This window comes from Photobacterium angustum, assembly GCF_002954615.1.
Classification (GTDB): Bacteria; Pseudomonadota; Gammaproteobacteria; order Enterobacterales; family Vibrionaceae; genus Photobacterium; species Photobacterium angustum_A.
The window spans coordinates 1,487,515-1,502,252 of the sequence record NZ_MSCJ01000003.1 but is presented as its reverse complement, the minus strand read 5'-3'; the positions used below and the strand labels follow the sequence as shown (position 1 = coordinate 1,502,252).

The 14,738-nt window shown below is 38.8% G+C and carries 14 protein-coding genes; 9 read left to right on the top strand and 5 right to left on the bottom strand.

Features of this window, described 5'->3' with window-relative positions; translation table 11 throughout:
• Positions 1-12: 12 nt before the first annotated feature.
• Both dnaK and BTO08_RS21620 read right to left on the bottom strand, forming a co-directional pair.
• Positions 13-1,902 (bottom strand): molecular chaperone DnaK, encoded by a 1,890-nt coding sequence (gene dnaK / locus BTO08_RS21625; protein WP_105062594.1) that lies wholly within the window; start codon positions 1,900-1,902, stop codon positions 13-15.
• Positions 1,903-2,145: 243 nt separating this feature from the next.
• Positions 2,146-2,586, bottom strand: a complete 441-nt coding sequence (locus BTO08_RS21620) for an Hsp20 family protein (RefSeq protein WP_006644850.1) — start codon at positions 2,584-2,586, stop codon at positions 2,146-2,148.
• Positions 2,587-3,245: 659 nt separating this feature from the next.
• Between BTO08_RS21620 and BTO08_RS21615 the strand changes: the two genes are divergently transcribed.
• Together BTO08_RS21615 and BTO08_RS21610 are read left to right on the top strand one after the other, a co-directional pair.
• Positions 3,246-4,487: an efflux RND transporter periplasmic adaptor subunit gene (locus BTO08_RS21615; RefSeq protein WP_105062593.1), complete on the top strand. Its 1,242-nt coding sequence runs from the start codon at positions 3,246-3,248 to the stop codon at positions 4,485-4,487.
• A 2-nt stretch (positions 4,488-4,489) separates the two neighbouring features.
• Positions 4,490-7,612, top strand: coding sequence for an efflux RND transporter permease subunit (locus tag BTO08_RS21610; protein ID WP_105062592.1), 3,123 nt, complete (start codon positions 4,490-4,492; stop codon positions 7,610-7,612).
• Between the two features lie 66 nt (positions 7,613-7,678).
• On the opposite strand, the gene BTO08_RS21605 is transcribed toward BTO08_RS21610, so the two are convergent.
• Positions 7,679-8,974 carry a YadA-like family protein gene (locus BTO08_RS21605; protein ID WP_242446320.1) on the bottom strand — a complete coding sequence of 432 codons (1,296 nt, stop codon included), beginning with the start codon at positions 8,972-8,974 and terminating at the stop codon, positions 7,679-7,681.
• A 290-nt stretch (positions 8,975-9,264) separates the two neighbouring features.
• Positions 9,265-9,603, bottom strand: coding sequence for a hypothetical protein (locus BTO08_RS21600; protein ID WP_105062590.1), 339 nt, complete (start codon positions 9,601-9,603; stop codon positions 9,265-9,267).
• Positions 9,604-9,873: 270 nt separating this feature from the next.
• On the opposite strand from BTO08_RS21600, the gene BTO08_RS21595 reads away from it, so the two are divergent.
• From BTO08_RS21595 to arsC, 6 genes are all read left to right on the top strand, one after another.
• Positions 9,874-10,239, top strand: a complete 366-nt coding sequence (locus tag BTO08_RS21595; RefSeq protein WP_105062589.1) for a hypothetical protein — start codon at positions 9,874-9,876, stop codon at positions 10,237-10,239.
• Positions 10,240-10,305: 66 nt separating this feature from the next.
• On the top strand, positions 10,306-10,491 hold the full coding sequence (locus tag BTO08_RS21590) for a hypothetical protein (RefSeq protein ID WP_105062588.1): 186 nt from the start codon (positions 10,306-10,308) through the stop codon (positions 10,489-10,491).
• Positions 10,492-10,713: 222 nt separating this feature from the next.
• Positions 10,714-11,010, top strand: coding sequence for a metalloregulator ArsR/SmtB family transcription factor (locus BTO08_RS21585; protein WP_045128711.1), 297 nt, complete (start codon positions 10,714-10,716; stop codon positions 11,008-11,010).
• Positions 11,011-11,062: 52 nt separating this feature from the next.
• Entirely contained in the window at positions 11,063-11,782 is a 720-nt protein-coding gene (arsH, locus tag BTO08_RS21580; RefSeq protein WP_005366065.1) for an arsenical resistance protein ArsH, read from the top strand.
• 4 nt (positions 11,783-11,786) lie between these two features.
• Positions 11,787-12,848: an ACR3 family arsenite efflux transporter gene (gene arsB / locus BTO08_RS21575; RefSeq protein WP_105062587.1), complete on the top strand. Its 1,062-nt coding sequence runs from the start codon at positions 11,787-11,789 to the stop codon at positions 12,846-12,848.
• A 4-nt stretch (positions 12,849-12,852) separates the two neighbouring features.
• Positions 12,853-13,272 (top strand): arsenate reductase (glutaredoxin), encoded by a 420-nt coding sequence (gene arsC / locus BTO08_RS21570; RefSeq protein WP_105062586.1) that lies wholly within the window; start codon positions 12,853-12,855, stop codon positions 13,270-13,272.
• Between the two features lie 207 nt (positions 13,273-13,479).
• On the opposite strand, the gene flgA is transcribed toward arsC, so the two are convergent.
• Complete coding sequence (flgA, locus tag BTO08_RS21565) at positions 13,480-14,223, bottom strand: flagellar basal body P-ring formation chaperone FlgA (RefSeq protein ID WP_105062585.1); 744 nt, start codon at positions 14,221-14,223, stop codon at positions 13,480-13,482.
• 151 nt (positions 14,224-14,374) lie between these two features.
• Between flgA and flgB the strand changes: the two genes are divergently transcribed.
• The gene (flgB, locus tag BTO08_RS21560) at positions 14,375-14,737 is read left to right on the top strand and encodes a flagellar basal body rod protein FlgB (protein ID WP_005364287.1); all 363 of its coding nucleotides are present in this window, start codon (positions 14,375-14,377) and stop codon (positions 14,735-14,737) included.
• Position 14,738: the final 1 nt, after the last annotated feature.

The following is a 14,738-nucleotide window of genomic DNA, read 5'->3' as shown; positions in this document are numbered from 1 at the left end:
TATCGGGAGTAATTACTTCACTTCTTCAAACTCTGCGTCCACAACATCGTCGCTTTTTGCTTCATTTTGCGTTTCTGCTTGATGCTGGTTGTTCGCTTGAGCCTGCTCCATCAGCTTTTGTGCTGCAGTCATCAATGCTTGAGTGTGTTTTTCAATGGCGTCTTTATCATCGCCAGATTTCACACTCTCAAGTGCAGAGATAGCTGCTTCAACGCTTGCTTTATCTTCTGCTGGTATATTATCGCCAGCTTCAGTTAACTGTTTGCGTGTGCTGTGGATCAATTGATCTGCTTGGTTACGCGCTGTGACCAGTTGTTCAAATTGCATGTCAGCTTCTTTATTTGCTTCAGCTTCTTGAACCATTTTTTCAATCTCAGCCTCAGTTAAACCACCTGATGCTTGAATCGTGATCTTTTGCGCTTTACCTGTCGCCTTATCGGTTGCTGATACATTCAAAATACCGTCAGCATCTAAATCAAAAGTAACCTCAATTTGTGGCATGCCACGAGGCGCAGCTTGAATACCTTCAAGATTAAACTGACCAAGCGATTTGTTATGCATCGCTTGTTTACGTTCACCTTGAAGAACATGGATCGTTACTGCACTTTGGTTATCTTCAGCGGTTGAGAACACTTGCTCAGCTTTCGTTGGGATTGTGGTGTTCTTGTTAATTAAACTTGTCATCACACCACCCATGGTTTCAATACCAAAAGAGAGAGGAGTAACATCAAGTAAAAGAACATCTTTTACATCACCCGCTAATACGCCACCTTGAATCGCAGCACCCATAGCAACTGCTTCATCAGGGTTAACATCTTTACGTGGTTCTTTACCAAAGAAGTCTGCAACTGTTTTTTGTACCAGTGGCATACGTGTTTGACCACCTACTAAAATAACGTCAGTGATATCACTTACATTCAAGTTAGCGTCTTTAAGTGCTGATTTTACAGGGGTCAATGTACCTTGTACTAGCTCATCAACTAGTGATTCCAATTTTGCACGCGTGATCTTAACATTCATGTGCTTAGGACCTGTTGCATCCGCTGTCACATAAGGTAGATTCACATCAGTTTGCTGTGCAGAAGAAAGCTCAATTTTCGCTTTTTCAGCCGCTTCTTTTACACGTTGCATTGCAAGTGGATCATTGCGTAAATCAATACCTTGATCTTTCTTAAATTCATCAACAAGGTAGTTGATCATACGAGTATCGAAATCTTCACCACCAAGGTGTGTATCACCATTGGTTGCTAATACTTCAAATGTTTGTTCGCCATCAACGTTATCAATTTCGATAATAGAAATATCAAAGGTACCACCACCTAAGTCGTACACTGCGATTGTGCGATCGCCACCTTTTTTATCTAAACCATAAGCTAGAGCTGCTGCCGTTGGTTCATTGATAATACGTTTAACTTCAAGCCCTGCAATACGACCAGCATCTTTGGTTGCCTGACGCTGTGCATCATTAAAGTAAGCTGGTACTGTAATTACAGCTGCTGTTACTTTTTCACCTAAGTATTCTTCTGCTGTTTTCTTCATTTTTTTCAGAACTTCAGCAGAAACCTGAGGTGCCGCCATTTTTTGACCTTTTGCTTCTACCCATGCATCGCCGTTGTCAGCTTTGATAATTTTGTATGGCATCACAGAAAGATCACGTTGAATTTCTTCGTCTTCAAAACGACGACCAATTAAACGTTTAATTGCAAATAACGTATTTTCAGGGTTGGTTACCGCCTGGCGTTTTGCTGGTTGACCGACTAAGGTTTCACCATCTGTATATGCGATCACAGAAGCTGTAGTACGTTCGCCTTCCGCATTTTCAATAACACGTGGCATGTCACCGTCTAATACAGAAACACAAGAGTTAGTTGTACCTAAGTCAATACCGATAATTTTACTCATAAATCTTTTCCTCAATGTATCGCATTGATTAGTTATTCTTATCTGAACCATGTTCGATATTTTATTAACGATAAGAGTGATGTTAGTTGAAGCGCTTACTTCAAGCCAAATATCAATGCAATTTAAATATGTTTTCCCAATAGGGGATGAATATAGTGAGCTATCAACCAGTCGAATTTAGGTCGAAATAAGGTGATAGCTCTAAATATGTTATCTACTTAAGGCTAATTAGTAGCGTTGAAATTACTCTTCAGTTGGCAGTGTTGCTGCTTTACCAATAGCAATTTTGCGTGGTTGCATTGCTTCAGGTACTTCACGCTCTAAATCGATATGAAGTAAACCATTCTCTAAATTTGCACCAACAACTTTTACGTAATCTGCAAGTTGGAATTTACGTTCAAAGTTACGCTCAGCAATACCTTGATAGATAAAGTTCTTGTTTTCTTCAGGAGCCTTAGTTCCTGTTACAACAAGCATATTTTCATTTTGAGTAAGATCTAAGCGATCTTCAGAGAAACCAGCTACCGCCATTGTAATGCGGTAATTATTCTCGTCAGTTTGCTCGATATTGTACGGAGGGTATCCGGTTGCCTGTGCTTTGTTGCTGCTTGCTTCAACAAGGTTGAATAAGCGATCAAAACCAATAGCGTGGCGGTATAGGGGAGTGAAATCTACATTACGCATAGTAACTATCCTCAATAATAAGCAATAGTCTTAGTGTTGACAGAGGTTATATAAAGCTGTCGTTTTACACTAAGCGGATCGATTAAGTGATCCGATAAAACAGAACTAATAAGGCATTCCCTAATCAGGCGAATCTTATTAGCATTTTGAACTCCATTTGGCAGTTCGTGTAATTAATATATGCTTCCGTGGTTGTTCGGTCAATACATTTTAATAAGTTTTTCTAATCTTTTTATTGTCTGGTTTGTAACTGATTGATTTTACATGTTAACCATAACTAAAAAAGTTGAACTTTCATCTAAATATGTACGATTTACACGTTTAATAAACGTAAATCGGTGTAACTAAATAGTCTCTCTAAATAAGAAATAAGGGCGTGAAAGTGATTTTCAAGGGGGAGTTATGAGCAAAGTTTAACCGTTTATTACTTGGGTTGATGCTTATTGTGAGGTGGTGTGTACGAGATAAGGTACTGCTAATAGATCACATGATTAACAGATGGAATGTATAAATAATCAAAAATAAGAATGACATAGTGAACAAATTCACACTCTATTACGTATAAATTAATCGCATGTTTCTACTTTTGACCATTCATCTATGCTCTACACTAGAAACAAGATCTGATTATTGAAATGCGCTGATTAGGGATTAAAAGCATGCATGTAATGGTAAGACGATTACTACCTTTGGTTATTATTACAATATTTATTGTGGCATCAGTGCTGTTGATTAATACCAAAAAACGCCCAGAGCAGCAAAAAGTCACTGTGCAGGCTCCTGTTTTAGAAGTCATTAAAATACAAAAACAAGATGTACAACTCACCGTAGGTTCATATGGAATTGTTGAACCCAAGCAAAAAGCTGAAGTTGTCTCTGAAGTAGTGGGCTCGGTTAAATATATTTCTCCTGACTTTGCTGTGGGCAAGTTCGTTACGAAAGGAGAGTTATTAGCACGCTTAGATGATAGCGACTATCATGCTGATCTTGCTCAAGCTGAAGCGACACTGGCACAAGCTCAAGCGAAATTAAAAGAAGAAATTGCGCGAGGAAAAGTTGCTAAAAAGATTTTACGTGATGTTTCTCCGAATAAAAAAACGTCTCTTGGTTTACGCGAGCCTCAACGCAAACAAGAAGAAGCTAATGTAAAGTTTGCTCAAGCTGCTGTAGAGCGTGCTAAACGCAATCTGACTAAAACAGAAATACGTGCCCCTTTCGATAGTTTAGTGACAGCTAAAGAAATCAATATCGGTAGTTATGTAACGAAAGGTAAGTTAATTGGTGAGTTGTATGGTACGCAAACGGCTGAAATTCGCTTACCTATCACGCCGCAATCTATGGCTTATCTTGATTTACCCGGTCTTGAAACAACAAAGATCACCTTAGAATCTCAATATAACGAAGTGAAAGTTATTCATTGGGCGGCACAGTTAGTGCGTAATGAAGGTGTAATTGACAAAGGCAATCGAATGATTTATCTCGTCGCAGAAGTTAATGATCCTTATAACCGTCATTCACCCCTCGTCAACAATTCAGCGTCGTTCTCACTACCAATTTTGCAATTTGGTACATTCGTAACAACAAAGATCCAAGGACGGAAAGTCAGTGATGTGATTAAGTTACCTCGACACGTTGTACGATCTGAGCAGGTCATTGTGGTTGATGCTGATAATAAAGTCACAACTCGAAAGGTGCATGTTGTCCGTTCAGATAAAGAGAACGCTTATATTATCGGGGGGCTAAAAGATGGAGAGTTAGTTTCCTTAATAAGCCCTGATAGCTTAATTGATGGTACTGAAGTCACAACGGTGATGAGTAAAAGCTATTCCCCTGATATTTCACCGCTAATGGCTGCCGATAAAAAAGTGGTAAATCCTAAAGTCGTGAATAAGGGAGAATAGCGATGAAAGCAAAAGGATTAATTGCTTGGTTTACCCATAATCATGTTGCTGCCAATTTACTTATGTTGCTTGTTATTTTAGGTGGCTTATTTTCTATTAGTTTAATTAATAAAGAAATTTTCCCCGCTTTTGCTTTGAATCGCATTATGATCACGGCAAGTTATCCAGGCGCATCTCCTGAAGATATAGAGCAAAGCATTAATATTAAAATTGAGCAATCGCTCGATAATGTAAAAAACATCAAACGCATTGAATCTGTCGCTTCCCAAGGGTTGGCTTCATTGACTCTAGAGCTTGATACGGGGGCCGATCTTGAGAAAGTGTTAGATGATGTCAAACAACAAATTGATGCTATCACGACGTTTCCAGTCAATATGGAAAAGCCCTTAATCAAGCGAGCTGAATTTACCAGTAATGTTATGTTCATTTCGCTTTATGGCAATCTCAATGAACGGCAATTAAAAGAATATGGCAAACAAATTCGAGACGATATTTTACTCCAAACCAGTGCTTCTGACGTTGTAGTTTCAGGCGTAAAAGATTATGAAATAGCGATAGATGTCTCTGAAAATGCACTAAGAAAATATGGCTTAACCTTTGAGCAAGTTGCAAATGTCGTTCAACAGCGATCTATAGATTTACCCGGTGGCATTATTAAAGCCAAAGATGGTGATTTATTGGTTCGAACTAACGGTCAACTTTATAGCGGTGATGCGTTTTCATCGATTGTTTTACGGACACGCTCAGATGGGAGCCGATTATTATTATCAGATGTAGCCACTGTTTCAGATGGTTTTGTTGAAAATCGGATTTTAAATCGTTTTAATCGCCAACGAGCCGCAGTCATTCAAGTACGGAACTTAACAGATGAAGATGCGACTAAAATCTCACAACAAGTCAGTGAATATATAGTCAAAAGACAAGCCCAATTACCTTCGGGAGTCTATCTCGATACATGGGGAGATATGTCACATTATTTGGAAGGGCGTTTGAATATGATGCTTTCCAATATGCTATATGGTGGCGTATTAGTCTTTGTTATTCTGGCTCTTTTCCTTGATATACGCGTTGCGTTTTGGGTCATATTAGGGATCCCATTTTGTTTTCTTGGTACCCTTTTGTTTATGCCAACACCGTTTATTGCGGTATCAATTAATCTTATCTCGCTGTTTGGTTTTATTTTAGTGCTAGGGATAGTTGTTGATGATGCAATAGTGGTGGGGGAAAGTGTTTATACCGAAGTAAAAGACAAAGGCCAGAGAATCGAAAATGTCATTAAAGGCGTAAAAAACGTTGCGATTCCAGCAACATTTGGTGTTTTAACGACGATGGCGGCGTTTATCCCGATGCTTATTTCGGATGCGCCCAGAACTGAATTTTTTAAAGCCATTGCTTGGATTGTATTGCTTTGTTTAAGCTTTTCTTTGATTGAGTCAAAACTTATCCTTCCGGCTCATTTAGCGCGTATGCGTTTAACACCGCCGAGTAAGGCACCTCATTTACTTTCACGCTTAAAATTGCGTTTTAATAGCGCAGTCGATCGGTTTATTAATCATAACTATCGTCGATTTATTACCGTGTGTACGAGGCATCGCTATAGTGTCTTAGCGACTTTTTCTGGCATCTTAATGCTTGCTATCGCACTTGTTGTGAGTGGCCAATTGCGATGGGTCTTTTTCCCTAACCTTCCATCTGATTATATTCAAGTGAATGTAGATATGGACGTGTCTTCTTCCGATGAAAATAACGCACGTGTTGCGGCTCAAATAGAAGATGCATTGTATCAAGCTGATGCCAAAATATATCAAGAGTTGGGTGTGAATGTGGTGAAACACACTTTTATGAATATGGCGAATCGCCAAGATTTATTTATCTTAGCAGAGCTTCATAAAACAGAAACGTTACCGATCAGTAGCTTTGAAATATTAAAACAATGGAAAGCACAAATGCCGCCTTTGGTCGGAGTGAAAAATATCACCTATGATGCCTCGATTGATCGTAAGCAAAGTGATTTACAGTTTAGTTTAAAAGGCGAAAATTTAACGGAACTTACTGCCGCATCGAAAGCAATGCAACAACTGTTATCTGAGTATGATGGCACGTTGAATATTAAAGATGATCTCTCATCACCAATACCTGAAGTGAAATTACAATTAACCGCAGCAGGGGAAGCATTAGGCTTGTCATTATCAGCGTTAGCTAACCAAGTTCGTCATGCTTTTTTTGGTTACGAAGCACAGCGTGTTTTGCGCAATAATGAAGAAGTTAAAGTCATGGTCCGTTATCCACAACAAGAACGCAGTACGATTGGATATTTGGAGAATATGAAGGTGAGGTTACCAAATGGCAAGTTTGTTCCTTTTACAGAGGTTGCTACGGCTAATATTGAATCTTCTTATACCAACATCAATCGAGTTGATCGTAAACGTTCTGTGATTGTGTCTGCTAATGTTGATAAAGCACAAACAGCACCTTCTGATATCTATAATGATATTTTGACAAATAAACTCGACAAATTACAACAGCAATACCCCGATATTAAGATAGCGTTAGATGGTCGAGCAAAAGATGAAAAAAATACTAAAGGTAGTTTAATTCGTGATTCTTTACTGGCACTGCTTACTATTTTCGCTCTAATGGCGATTCCGCTGCGATCTTATAGCCAGCCACTGATTATTATGTCAGTGATCCCATTTGGTATTATCGGCGCAATAGCTGGGCATTATTTAGCTGGACTTACCCTTAATTTACTCAGTGTGTTTGGTATTTTGGCGTTAGCCGGGGTAGTGGTAAATGACTCGTTAGTTTTAGTCACATTTATTAATCGAGCATTAAAGCAAGGCGTTGCATTACAACAAGCGGTCATTGATGCAGGATGTGCTCGATTTAGGGCGATTGTATTAACGTCATTAACGACCTTTTTTGGTCTAGCGCCTATTTTATTAGAAGATAGCTTACAAGCACAGATCGTGATCCCGATGGCAACATCATTAGCTTTTGGGATTTTATTTGCCACCGTTGTGACCTTATTATTAGTTCCATCACTGTATTTAATATTACAAGATGTTCAATCTATAATAAGACGCTTTTATCACTGGTGGTGGCAACCACGCACATCCGAATAATGATTACGGATGGACGTGATTATTGAGTCTGGGATCTTATTATTTTCAGTAAAAATATGGCGTAATCTAGAAACCAATGCCGACACCAGCAGAAATACCCGTATCATGCTCTGAGTCGTCAGATGCAGCAACAGTAATGATGCCTCGTTGTCCAACATCAAATTTACCACCTAATGCAATTGCAGATTGGTTATCGTAATTTGCCGTACCTAGGCCAATGGTATAGTGATAGCCTTGACGGAAAGGGATTGCACTCATCGCCATTGCACTTGCAGTACCAGCATTGGCTTCGTTATGTACTTTGTTTATATCTTGGCTAAGTTCACCAAAACGTTGATCGGTATAGCTATTAGCTTTATTGAGTGTTGATGCCGAACTTTGATCCGCATAATGGTCAGCTTTATTTACGGCATTATTAGCGTCAATATCTGAATAATGGTTAGCCTGTTTAACGGCTGCTGCTGTTTTATCATCGGTATATCGATTAGCTTGATGTAAAGTGTTAGACGCTGAAGTATCGGTATACTCATTAGCTTGGTGTAAAGTGTTAGCCGCTGAAGTATTGGTATAACTCTTTGCTTGGTTTAATGTTGATGCTACTTGAGTATCAGTATACTTATTTGCTTGTGAAATACCTTGATGTAACTGACTTACGTTAACCGCATCTGTTTGTGCTATACCGGCTTGAATATGCTCTAAACGACGCTGGATCTTATCGCTACCAAATGATACTTGGCCATCAGTAGAAACAGATTGATTGCCAATCGCAATAGAACCTGGTTTGCCTGATGCAGTCGCATAGTTACCAATTGTAATATCTTTTTCACCCGCAGCCGCTTTAGTCCCTAATGCCATCGAATAGTTACCGTCAGCATGGCTACTTGTACCCATAGCCATTGCATATGTACCTTTCGCTACACTACTGGTACCCAACGACGTCGTTGAATACCCAGTGGCTTTAGCACTAGAGCCAAAGGCAATAGAAGCATTGCCATCAGCATTGGCTGTAGATCCAAATGCTTCAGTTTGAACGCCTGTTGCACTAGCACCAGAGCCAAATGAAGATGAACTATTACCGTTTGTTTGTGCATTAGAGCCAAAAGAGGCGGATTGATCACCTTGGCTTTTTGCTGCAATCCCCATAGCTATCGCAGCATTACCATTAGCACTGGATGAGTAACCTTCAGCAACACTCGATTCCCCTTTCGCTGATGATGCATAACCAATTGCAACAGAATTATTACTTTGCGTAACAGAGGCACCTTGGCCTAAAACAACATTATTCGTATTCATTGTTGCATTAGAGGAATTATCACTTAAATTAAGAGGCTGAGCGAAAGCTGGTAATGAAAAAAGTGACATTAATAAATAGGTCTTTTTATTTAATAGCATGGCATAACTCTAATAGTTTAATTTGTTGTTAGCATATACAAATTAATTAATAACGTTAGAGTTAGGAATAGAATTAAAGTTACCATAAATGCATATTATGCATAAAACTGGGTCATATATTCGCTATTCGTGAGTTTTTATTAAAAAATAACGCCGAACGTGTCATTTTTTTGACTTTTCAGGTGTTTTGAAATTTAAGGAAAATATGGTTTTTTTTAAGGTAAAAAGAAAGATAATTAATTTTGACTAAAAATCTACATTTAATTTTTAGATTTAATTTCATCTTTAATCTTATTTCTTTTAACAGTTAAACAAACTGAATAATCATTAATGCCATTTTCTTGACACTTGATAACATTTTCTTTTAATTTTTTTAACTCTTTTTGATTGCGAACAGAATAAACCATCCCGTTTACGCAAGAAATCGTGATCATACCTTGAGGTGAGAATTGATAACCTTTTACCTCACTCCCGCACGGATTAAAGTCAATGCCTGCATTTACACTGACTTTTTTGGGTACAACTCTCACACTTTCAGTTACGCAACCTACTAGTAAAAAAAGGCTTAAAACAATGATTGGGGTAGGTATCAATTTCATGAGAATTCTCTGATTGCAAATCTTAATAATGTCGTGTCTCAAGTTAGGATGCAGCAATGATCGATAGAATGCTAACGAATAAGAACAATACATGATTCTAACATCTCGCTTTGCTATTTATCTATAATACGAGCTATTCATATGTTAATAAGCATTTAGCTTGATTAAACAATAGAGCTACTTATTATTTTTTACTAAGTTTATGAAAATATTGCGTTATAATAGATATAATAAAAATGAATTTGTTTAAACTTAAAGGAGGACAACTTAATGTTTAGTGATGTACTGTGGTTTGTTCCCTTTATAATTTTGTTTCTTGTCTTTAATTTACTTGTTATAAAAAAACGAAAAAAGAAATCACATGGCAGTTATTTCTCTCTTCTTAAAAATCGCTTTAACACTTATCAATCAATGCAAGATAGTGAGAATGACGAAGACGACAGTATGATTGAAGATGACACCATCGAAGAAAAACCGACCAAAAAACAGGGTATAAAAAAGCGTCGTCAACCTGATGTGACAGAGCCTGTGAAGAAAACAAGCAAGAAAACACCACCACCAAGAAAGAATACCCAGATAGACAGTGATCATTGGTTAAATCAAAAAGCGAAGCGAACGCCTAGTAATAAATTATAGGTGTTTTGTATTTTTATTGGTGTCACTAGAACGCTATATAGCCGCTATAGAAAAGGATAAAGGATTATGAAACCAAAGAATAAAGCTCTCTGGGGAAGGGGGAGTTGGGTTGATGTCACGATAAGAGTGACGCTGCTATTAGTCTTTGCTTATGCGGTAAAAACGTTCCATGAATTCGTGACCATTGATCGCTGTTTAGATGCAGGCCATAGCTATAATTACATTGAGAAACAATGTAATACGATAGAGTAAACCGCTTAACACTGCCTATTGGCGGGATATGGTTATAGTCTGATATCCCACTTTAACTATTCTACAATCATCTTTCCCTCCCTGAAGATTTACATACATCGAACAAACGCTTTTTTACTCTTGGTTCATTGTTGACATTAAAAGTATATCTACATATATTAAAAATCATATATATGAAAAATCGTATGTGAGTTTATGGAAACACTATCTTTCTTCAAATCAATGGCTGATGACACTCGTCTTAAAGTATTAATGCTCCTTAGCTTGAAAGGGGAGCTTTGTGTATGTGATTTACAACAAGCATTAGATATTAGCCAGCCTAAAGTGTCTCGTCATTTAGCAGAATTACGTCGTACTGGGTTGTTGGTCGATGAGCGCCGAGCAAAATGGGTGTATTACCGACTGAATCCGACAATACCACCTTGGATGAGCGAGATAATTTCAACATCGTCACAAAACAGTAATAAATATTTAGAAGACTGTTTATCTCGACTCGAATCAGATTGTTCTAGTTGCTAATTACATATCGATTAGTGACAGGGTTAAAGACTGTTTATACATAGGCCATAAGATGGAAATTAAAGACTTATCGTTACCAAATCTTGATGAAAACCAGTTCAATGTTACGACATCAGAAGATTTAGTTGCGCCGAAATCAACCCATAAACCACGTATTCTGTTGCTTTATGGATCATTACGTAAGCGTTCTTTTAGTAAGTTAGTGATTGAAGAATCAGCGCGATTATTAGTAAAAATGGGCGCAGAAGTCCGTATTTTTGATCCAGAAGGATTACCACTGCCTGATGCAGAAGATCCAACGCACCCCAAAGTCGCAGAGTTAAGAGATCTTGTGATCTGGTCAGAAGGGCAAGTGTGGTGCTCACCAGAGCGACATGGCTCAATGACTGGCATTATGAAAGCACAAATTGATTGGATCCCACTTTCAATGGGGGCTGTTCGTCCTACTCAAGGGAAAACACTGGCGGTAATGCAAGTGTGTGGCGGTTCTCAGTCATTCAATGTAGTAAATCAGCTTCGTGTATTGGGTCGTTGGATGCGTATGGTGACTATCCCTAACCAATCATCAGTAGCGAAGGCGTTTTTAGAGTTTGACGATAATGATCGTATGAAGCCATCTGGTTACTACAACCGCATCGTTGATGTTATGGAAGAGCTAGTCAAATTCACGCTATTAACCCGCGATAACAGTGATTTCTTAGTCGATCGTTATTCAGAACGTGTCGAAAGTGCAGAGCAATTAATGCAACGTGTAAACCAAAAAGAAGGGTAATAAAATGGGACTGTTTGAACGTTACTTAACCGTATGGGTTGGGGCTGCCATTATTGCCGGTATTATTCTTGGCAGTGCAATCCCACAATTATTTAGTGTGGTGGCATCGTTAGAATACGCGCACGTTAATATCGTCATTGCGGTATTAATTTGGTTAATGATCTTCCCAATGATGATGCAGATTGATTTCTCATCGATCAAAGATGTGGGTAAAAAACCGAAAGGCCTAGTACTAACGCTAGTGATTAACTGGTTAGTAAAACCATTTTCTATGGCATTTCTAGGTTGGTTATTCTTCAAAGTTTTCTTCGCCTCTTGGGTTGACCCAGAAACCGCTTCTCAATACATCGCAGGTATGATCTTATTGGGTGTTGCACCTTGTACCGCAATGGTATTTGTGTGGAGCCAAATGACTAAAGGTGATGCGAACTACACCTTGGTACAAGTATCAGTTAACGATCTGATCATGATCTTTGCTTTCGCACCAATTGCTGCATTCTTGCTAGGCGTGACAGACATTACTGTGCCTTGGGATACCCTAGTGTTATCAGTAGTACTTTATGTTGTGATCCCATTAGTGGCGGGTGCCATTACTCGTAAAGCGTTAGATAAATCAAACGACCATTCTCGTTTAGATAGCCTATTAGCCAAGCTAAAACCTTGGTCAATCATTGGTTTGTTATCAACAGTGGTTTTATTGTTTGGTTTCCAAGCTGAAACAATTATCGCTAACCCTGAAGCGATTGTATTAATTGCGATTCCATTGTTAATTCAAACCTATGCGATTTTTGCTATTGCTTACTGGGCTGCAAAACGCATGAAGTTAGCCCATAACATTGCAGCACCCGCTTGTATGATTGGTACCTCTAACTTCTTTGAATTAGCGGTAGCCGTTGCAATTTCATTGTTTGGTTTACACTCAGGTGCAGCTCTTGCCACCGTGGTTGGCGTGCTGGTGGAAGTACCTGTTATGTTGTCTTTAGTATGGTTTGCTAACCGAACCCGTCATTGGTTTGATGAAAACGAAACTGCATCAAACACTATTTCAAAAGTACACGGAGAGTAAAAACATGGTTGTTATTCACCATAATCCAGAATGCGGTACCTCAAGAAATGTGCTGCAAATTATCCAAGATGCAGGCTATGAGCCTGTAGTGATTGAATACATTCAAGAAGGGTGGACGAAACCTCAGCTTCAAGCGTTATTTGCAGCGGCAAACTTAACCCCACGTACCGCATTACGTACCAGTAAGTCGCCAGCTAAAGAGCTTGGTTTATTAGATGAAAGCGTATCAGACGACGTGATTTTAGAAGCAATGCTAGAACACCCTGTATTGGTGAATCGCCCAATCGTATGTACGGCAAAAGGTGTAAAACTGTGTCGCCCTAGTGAAGCGGTCTTAGATGTGCTAGAAAACTGGCCGAAAGGACCACTAATTAAAGAAGATGGTGAAGTCATCATCGATGCCAACGGAAACCGTCTACTGTAATTGCTTTTGCCACTACAACTTAAGTAAGTATAAATAGACATGTTTAAAGCTCTGATGAAAGTCAGAGCTTTTTTTGTTGTAAGATGGTCTTGTTTGACAAAGTGAGACCCATTAACTTTGAGGCTATAGGTCTGATATTTTGATAAAAGGTTTTTCGTTTCATGTTTTCTTGAAACCTCAAGATATTAGGATTTTCTTTTGCAGCTTTTAAAATATTGTTTCTACTTTTCCTTGCGCAAAAACACGAGCATGAATGACTTTTTGAGTCGCCGTATTCTTCACTTTTATTTGTTCGTGCATTTTTCCATGTTCTAAAGCCACTCCCTTGGTTGATGCTTCAAACTTACCTTTCTTAGCGACAATCAGTACTTGCTCCCCTTTATTAATAAGAAACGGCTTTTTTAACAAGTTTTCAGTAATCAGCTGCCCTTGGCGAATTTGACGGATGGTATGTAAGCCTATCACTTGATCCGCATCAGTGATGATGTGCTTAGGTACTTTAAGCTGCAGATTTTGGCTATCTAGCATGTCCCTCGTAATAACCTCGTCGCGATGGATTAACGTGCGGGCAATTATTACTGGAAGTGTTAATTGGACGTAAACCGTAGCATTTAGTCGCCAGTTCACCGTTGAGCTTTCACACGTTATTTGTTTTTTTAAGCGTCCAATGGGCTGTTGTTGATTATCTTGGCTAGCAATCATGAAGGTAGTTGGACAAACAGGTAATGAGGCTGCTGCAGCTGGCAGTTGTACTTTAATTTTACTGACTCCGTTCGACCAATGATGGCGCTTGCTATATTGCTGGATCTCTTTATTGACTGTTTCTTTTAGCTCTTCTGTTAATGCGTTGGTATCGAGTTTTTGTGCTTGAGACGTCAGATTTTGTTGCTCAGCATTGGCCCAGCAAGAAAGCAGTAAACAAAGTAATAAAGTAAGGCGTAAAAAAGTCACAGATTTTCCTTTCCGTACTGCTTCCCTGAGGGGGAAGTTCCTGTTCCGTTGTGGTTTTAACTTATTGAATATTAATGCTTATATTTATGGCACGTATTTTGGATTAATACACTCTATTGCAATCTTGGTTGTACTGTCTAAGGAGTGGTTAATGGCAATAAGTTTTGAAAATGCACTCGGTGTTCATCCTCAAACGCTCGACTTTCGGGTGCAAAGAGCCAAGGTGCTTGCCAGTAATTTAGCAAATGTCGATACCCCTGGATACCTAGCAAAAGATATTCGCTTTGATGCCATTGTAAGTCAAATAGAGGTTGGAAAAGTACAAAAATCACCGACCCAATTGGTGGTGTCTGATGGTTACGCTGTGCCTTACCAAAATTCGAAAGATGGCAACACGGTGGAGCTCAGTGTTGAACAGGCGAAGTTTACTAAAAATAACATGGATTTTCAGAGCAGCTTAACGTTTATGAATATGAAATTTAAGGGTTTAGCTGCCGTGATTAAAGGACGTTAAT